Source organism: Magnetococcales bacterium (assembly GCA_015228815.1).
In the GTDB taxonomy this organism is placed as follows: domain Bacteria; phylum Pseudomonadota; class Magnetococcia; order Magnetococcales; family UBA8363; genus UBA8363.
The window spans coordinates 1-4,756 of record JADGCV010000087.1; the positions used below are offsets into that span (position 1 = coordinate 1).

Annotated in this window: 7 protein-coding genes; 2 read left to right on the top strand and 5 right to left on the bottom strand. The window is 55.2% G+C overall.

The window, feature by feature from the left end; translation table 11 throughout:
- Nucleotides 1-120 precede the first annotated feature (120 nt).
- The gene (locus HQL76_17970) at nucleotides 121-462 is read right to left on the bottom strand and encodes a DMT family protein (protein MBF0111056.1); all 342 of its coding nucleotides are present in this window, start codon (nucleotides 460-462) and stop codon (nucleotides 121-123) included.
- 108 nt (nucleotides 463-570) lie between these two features.
- A complete protein-coding gene (locus tag HQL76_17975) occupies nucleotides 571-825 on the bottom strand; it encodes a hypothetical protein (GenBank protein MBF0111057.1) in 255 nt (84 codons plus the stop codon).
- 584 nt (nucleotides 826-1,409) lie between these two features.
- Here HQL76_17975 and HQL76_17980 point away from each other — a divergent pair.
- Nucleotides 1,410-1,595 carry a hypothetical protein gene (locus tag HQL76_17980; protein MBF0111058.1) on the top strand — a complete coding sequence of 62 codons (186 nt, stop codon included), beginning with the start codon at nucleotides 1,410-1,412 and terminating at the stop codon, nucleotides 1,593-1,595.
- Nucleotides 1,596-1,788: 193 nt separating this feature from the next.
- Here the strand turns inward: HQL76_17980 and msrB are convergent, their stop codons facing one another.
- Nucleotides 1,789-2,298, bottom strand: a complete 510-nt coding sequence (gene msrB / locus HQL76_17985; GenBank protein ID MBF0111059.1) for a peptide-methionine (R)-S-oxide reductase MsrB — start codon at nucleotides 2,296-2,298, stop codon at nucleotides 1,789-1,791.
- A gap of 270 nt (nucleotides 2,299-2,568) precedes the next feature.
- Here msrB and HQL76_17990 point away from each other — a divergent pair, with 270 nt between their 5' ends.
- Nucleotides 2,569-3,606 (top strand): cell division FtsA domain-containing protein, encoded by a 1,038-nt coding sequence (locus HQL76_17990; protein MBF0111060.1) that lies wholly within the window; start codon nucleotides 2,569-2,571, stop codon nucleotides 3,604-3,606.
- A 30-nt stretch (nucleotides 3,607-3,636) separates the two neighbouring features.
- On the opposite strand, the gene HQL76_17995 is transcribed toward HQL76_17990, so the two are convergent.
- Nucleotides 3,637-4,491 carry an MIP family channel protein gene (locus HQL76_17995; protein ID MBF0111061.1) on the bottom strand — a complete coding sequence of 285 codons (855 nt, stop codon included), beginning with the start codon at nucleotides 4,489-4,491 and terminating at the stop codon, nucleotides 3,637-3,639.
- A 110-nt stretch (nucleotides 4,492-4,601) separates the two neighbouring features.
- Nucleotides 4,602-4,739 carry a hypothetical protein gene (locus HQL76_18000; GenBank protein MBF0111062.1) on the bottom strand — a complete coding sequence of 46 codons (138 nt, stop codon included), beginning with the start codon at nucleotides 4,737-4,739 and terminating at the stop codon, nucleotides 4,602-4,604.
- Nucleotides 4,740-4,756: the final 17 nt, after the last annotated feature.

Here is a 4,756-nt window from a genome sequence, read left to right on the forward strand (position 1 = left end):
AATTAAGGAAAGTTACATGCCGATCATGCCACATTTGAAGCCCGAAAACTACGTGTCCCGTGATGGTTGCGGTTTAATTGAGCAAACAAAGAGATACGATGGTCCGGTTTGCATCGGCCATCACGAGCGAAACATGAAGTACACCGCCCCGAGCAGGCATATTCCAGCCCAAAGGAAGTCAAGTTTGATGGGGCTGCCCATGTAAAAGACAGCAAACGGGGCGAAAACCGCCAGGGTGATGACTTCCTGGATGATTTTCAGCTGCGGCAGGGTCAGGGTGGCGGCACCGATACGGTTGGCGGGGACCTGGAGGAGGTACTCGAAAAGGGCGATTCCCCAACTGATCAGGGCGGCCAGAATCCAGGAACGGTTGCCCAGATGTTTCAAATGGGCATACCAGGCAAAGGTCATGAAAATATTGGATAGAACCAGTAAAATAATGGTTTGCAGAGCGGCAGGCAAGGGAAGCGCTCCTTCCACATCATCAATCGGGTGGCCGGTCGGTGAAGCTGTCCGCCGGACGCATCGTTTTATCTTCGAACTTCTGTCCTTGCAAACCCTTGCGCTGATTCAGTCCGTGTTTCGGCAGGCAAGAAATTTTTCCAGCGAATGGGCCATTCGCCGTTCGCGGGCCATCAGACGCAGCATCTCCTGATCCAGCCCGTCTTTACCCGCCTCCTCAAGAATGTTCTCGATATGACGGCGGGCCGCTTCCCGGGCTGCCTGACGCGCCCGTTCGATACGGTCCACATAACGATCGAGGGGGTGGGCAATGAAAGGCGTGGCGTTCGTCAAGGTGGGACACATGGGGGCGGTCATGGCCATGGTGCTGCGCTCCTTGCGGGATCTTGAGGGTGGTTGCCAATCTTCAGCCGTCGTGGAATGTTTGTTGAATGCGTTAATGCAACATAAATGCCATCAGGAAATTTATTGTTTAATACATTGTTATTTAATGTAAAAATAATTTTGTCATGGAAGGTGGGAATCGTTTGATGCAGCGCGTTCGACGTTGGGTGTGGATAATTTGACGTTGATTCGTCCTGTCCTGACGTGATTCAAGGGATGCCCTTGAATTCGGGAATGGCGGTGAAGGACCGTTATGGTGCCGGCTTGCATCTTTCAACGAGTGTCGCCTGCCGTAAGCAAATCGCGGCATTTTTCTTCCGTCCCGATTCCTTGCCGTGGGAAAAAGATGCCTGGTGACCATCGCCGCCAATGAGGGGCCGGGGGTGGATGTGGCGCGGGAAAGAGAAATTCTATTGTAGTGCAAGTGATTGAAAAATATAATTATGAAATAAAAAGAAAACCCCTGGTGTACGTTTGGAAAAAACGAAGAATTCTGGTTTGGGGAAGTGGCTTGGATTGTGCAAATTCCCCGAGGTCATCCAATTTCAGATGGGAGATTGCTTATGATGGACTGCTTGGTTTCGGAGACCTCGGAACGCGAATCGCAAAATATCGATAGGGATCCGCTCAATCTCAAGGGGAGTTACGATGCCCCGGCCTTCATCCGCCTCGGGCGAAAACTTGGGGCCGATCATCCGTCGGAATCGGGAGTCCAGGCGGGCGCGGCAATGGGTGACCGCTGTTCCTGATCGTTGGCTGATCGAGCGAAGCTCAATCCGTTCCCGGATACATCATCCCTTGGAACGTGAAGGTCGCTTCCATCAGTGGGCTGCGTTCCGGCAAAACGACTTGCGGACCCGGGAACGATTGCCTGCCCCCAGGTGATCGTTCCCGGTCAAAGTCAGCCAGGGGTGGGACATCTGTGCATCCTCGCGAGCCGAGTCAGACCTCTCCGGGTTTGAATACGAGGGCCAGGCCATTGTTGCAGTAGCGTTTTTTCAATGGTTGCGGGCCGTCGTCGAAAAGATGGCCCTGGTGCCCGCGGCAGCGGATGCAATGGTATTCGGTGCGCGGATAAAACAGTTTGGAATCCGTGCGCGTTCCAAGACGCTCCGGAAGGGCGCTCGTGAAACTGGGCCACCCGGTGCCGCTGTCATACTTCATCGTCGAGGTGAACAAGGGCAGTTCGCACCCGGCGCAGCAGTAATGTCCCTGGCGTTTTTCATGCAACAGCGGACTCGAAAACGGTGGTTCCGTCTCTTCCAGGCGCAATATGCGGAATCGATCTTCCGGCAATCGTTGTCGCCATTCCTCTTCGCTCCATGTCAACCATGATTGCGTCCCTTCTTCACGGGGGACTTCCGCAAGACCTCTGGCGCGTCCCAGAAGAGGCAAACCAAGGGTGAGACCAAACAGGTACAGGGTCGAATTCAGGAACCGACGTCTTTTCATCGCGGGTTTCTCCAGTGGGTCTTCATTTGGACCATCCATAAACGTACCTGATCAAGCGCGGGATCGGGAAGGGGAAACTGTTCCAAGTCGGATTGAATGAGGTTTTTATATTCTTGTCATCAAACTTCCATAATGTCCTCGGCGATTGCAATCTTTATTTTACATTAAAATTACGTTGTTATTGAACGTGTTTTCTTTATGAATTTGTGTGGTATCATGAAGGCAGAATTGCGAGGAGGGGTAACTGTTGCGGATGCGGAGTCGGAGGGCATGATTCGGAAGAAGGAAAACACACTCTTTCTGGGAATCAATCTTGGGACGTCGCGGACCACCGTCCTTTCCAGCCGGGGGGCGAAGGGGTGGATGCGTTCGGTTGTCGGTCAGCCGCGGGCGGGGTTCGGGGGTGGAACCACGGTGCCGATGCCCTTCATTGGAGAAGAGGCCTTGAATCGGAAGGCCACCCTGGATTTATCGGTCCCCTGGAAGGAGGGCATTCTTGGCGAGGGGGACGAAAAATCGTTCATGGCGGTGCGGGCGTTGATCGCTCATGCCCAGCGCATGGCCGATCCAGGGTCCGATGAGCAGGTGTATGGCATTCTTGTCGTGCCGGCGCGGGCAGCCCTGGTCAACAAGGGGCCTTTGCTGAAGGTGGCCCACGAGTTCATGGATCTGGCTCTGGTGTTCCCGGAGCCTTTCATGGTGGCCTACGGGATCGATCGTCTTGCCAATGCCATCATCGTCGATATCGGCGCCGCAACCACAAACCTGTGTGCCATGAGGGGATCGATTCCGGGGCCTGGGGATCAGGTGACGTTGTTGACGGGTGGCGATGCCATCGACAAAACCTTGTCCGAGGCCATCAACCACACCCATCCCGAGGCGCGAATGACCCCGGCGATTGCCAAAAAACTCAAGGAACGGTTTGGTCATGTCGCGACGGGGGGGCGGGAGATGGCCATGGTGGAACTTAAGATCGAAGGGGGGGTGGGCCTGTATGATATTGCTCCCGAGGCGGGTTTGGCCTGTGCGTCGATTCTTCCGCCGATGATTGCGGCCATCACCGGGTTGATCGAAACCTTTGCTCCCGGGGATCGGGAGGCAGTGGTTCGGAATATCGTTTTGACGGGAGGGGGCTCGCGCATTCGGGGGATGGCTCGGGGATTGATGTCGGGTCTTGCATCGTTTGGGGAGGTACAGGTCCACGAGGTGGCGGATCCCGAGTTTGCCGGAGTGACGGGGGCCTTGAAACTTGCGACCGAGCTTCCCTTCGATTATTGGACCAGAGCGACCGAGGGAACAGGCGATTGAACAATGATCGCAGAGGACCGTGGAGGGTGATCAAGTGGAAGTGTCCGCCTCGGATGGAATCCGACAATCGCCGGAATCGCAACAGGATTCTCGGCAACGATTCATGCCCGGCTCCATCAAATGAACAAAGAGCAAAGATGCAACAGTGGCCCCAAGCATCGGTCCCAGAACATAGACCCAGAAAAATCCTCCACGGGTATCGGGAAACGCGGCATCCCCCCATCCGGCCAACCATGAAAAAATTCGTGGCGCCAAATCACGTGCGGGATTGAGACCCGCTTGGGTCAATGGTGCGATCAGACCGATCACGGTCGTCACCGTCAGGCCAATGAACACCGGTGCCAGGCTGTCATCCGGGCGACCAAGATTGCACCCTTCCGTAAGAAGGAAAATCAGCAAAACCAGAAGAAAAGTTCCCACCGCTTCCGCCCCCACGGCCAGAGACAGCGTCGTCCGAACGTTCTCTCCCATGCCAGGATTGGGATAGAATTCACCGAAGATCATTGCCGTGCCGATCGACCCGGGAGTCCCCCGGACAATGCCATGCAGACGTTCATAGGCGGTGATGGAATCGGCAAAAAGGCCATACAGAATCACCGCTGCCAGGAGTGCCCCAAGTAACTGGGCCAGCCAGTAGAACGGAAGCCGTCCTGGAGTCATTCTCCTGGCAAGAACCATGGCCCAACTGACTGCCGGATTCAAATGCGCGCAGGAAAGATGGCGGGTGGCGTAGATTGCCAACGTCACACCGATTCCCCAAGAAAGCGCAACATCGAAAAGCCCATGATGTCCCCCGAACAAAACCGCTACGGCCACCGTTCCGCAGCCAAAGAGTACCAACAGAAAGGTACCAATCAATTCGCCGAAAAATTCACCGCTCTTCATGATTTGCGTCCTCTGGTTGCCTGCGAGTGCCGAGAATATTTCAATGGATGGGAGGTGGCAAGGATCAAGCCCTCCTCCCGTGGGCTGGCAAAACGCCAATTCATGCCGACCTATTGAAAAACCTCCGGCAGCGACCGGGCATCCAACAGGTCGAACCTATTGTTCTCGACCTGGGCCACCGCATCCCTTCCATTGTTGACGATCACCAGCCGATAGGGGGTGTGCGCCAGAAAGGCCTCGAACATCATGCAGTTTTCCTCGGTAT

Excerpts from the sequence above, each read along its gene's own strand:
- HQL76_17975 (MBF0111057.1), bottom strand. The coding sequence starts at position 825 with ATGGCCATGACCGCCCCCATGTGTCCCACCTTGACGAACGCCACGCCT.
- HQL76_17980 (MBF0111058.1), top strand. The coding sequence starts at position 1,410 with ATGATGGACTGCTTGGTTTCGGAGACCTCGGAACGCGAATCGCAAAAT.
- msrB (MBF0111059.1), bottom strand. The coding sequence starts at position 2,298 with ATGAAAAGACGTCGGTTCCTGAATTCGACCCTGTACCTGTTTGGTCTC.
- HQL76_17990 (MBF0111060.1), top strand. The coding sequence starts at position 2,569 with ATGATTCGGAAGAAGGAAAACACACTCTTTCTGGGAATCAATCTTGGG.
- HQL76_17995 (MBF0111061.1), bottom strand. The coding sequence starts at position 4,491 with ATGAAGAGCGGTGAATTTTTCGGCGAATTGATTGGTACCTTTCTGTTG.
- HQL76_18000 (MBF0111062.1), bottom strand. The coding sequence starts at position 4,739 with ATGATGTTCGAGGCCTTTCTGGCGCACACCCCCTATCGGCTGGTGATC.